At 47.9% G+C, this 680-nt stretch carries 1 protein-coding gene; it reads left to right on the forward strand.

What is annotated here, in order from left to right; all coding sequences use genetic code 11:
• Positions 1-680, forward strand: a 680-nt coding sequence (locus EMM73_RS19825) for a GTP-binding protein (RefSeq protein WP_261373509.1), incomplete at both ends; no start/stop codon positions are given.

Here is a 680-nt window from a genome sequence, read left to right on the forward strand (position 1 = left end):
GCTTTCGATCAAATCGACAAAGCGCCAGAAGAAAAAGCTCGTGGTATCACGATCAACACTTCTCACGTTGAATACGATACACCAACTCGTCACTACGCACACGTAGACTGCCCAGGCCACGCTGACTATGTTAAAAACATGATCACTGGTGCTGCACAGATGGACGGCGCAATCCTGGTTGTAGCTGCAACTGACGGCCCAATGCCACAGACGCGTGAGCACATCCTGTTATCTCGTCAGGTAGGTGTACCTTTCATCGTTGTATTCATGAACAAATGTGACATGGTAGACGACGAAGAGCTGTTAGAGCTGGTAGAGATGGAAGTACGTGAGCTTCTTTCTGACTACGATTTCCCAGGTGATGACCTGCCGGTAATCCGTGGTTCAGCGTTAAAAGGTCTGGAAGGCGATGCAACGTGGGAGCCAAAAATCCTTGAGCTGGCAGCAGCTTTAGATTCTTACATCCCAGAACCACAACGTGCGATTGACAAGCCATTCATCATGCCAATCGAAGACGTATTCTCAATTGCTGGTCGTGGTACTGTAGTAACAGGCCGTGTAGAGCAAGGTATCGTAAAAGTAGGTGAGTCAGTAGAAATCGTTGGTCTGAAAGACACAGTGACTACTACTTGTACTGGTGTAGAAATGTTCCGTAAACTGTTAGACGAAGGTCGTGCAGG

Origin of the sequence: Rheinheimera sediminis (genome assembly GCF_004005375.1) — a bacterium.
In the GTDB taxonomy this organism is placed as follows: domain Bacteria; phylum Pseudomonadota; class Gammaproteobacteria; order Enterobacterales; family Alteromonadaceae; genus Pararheinheimera.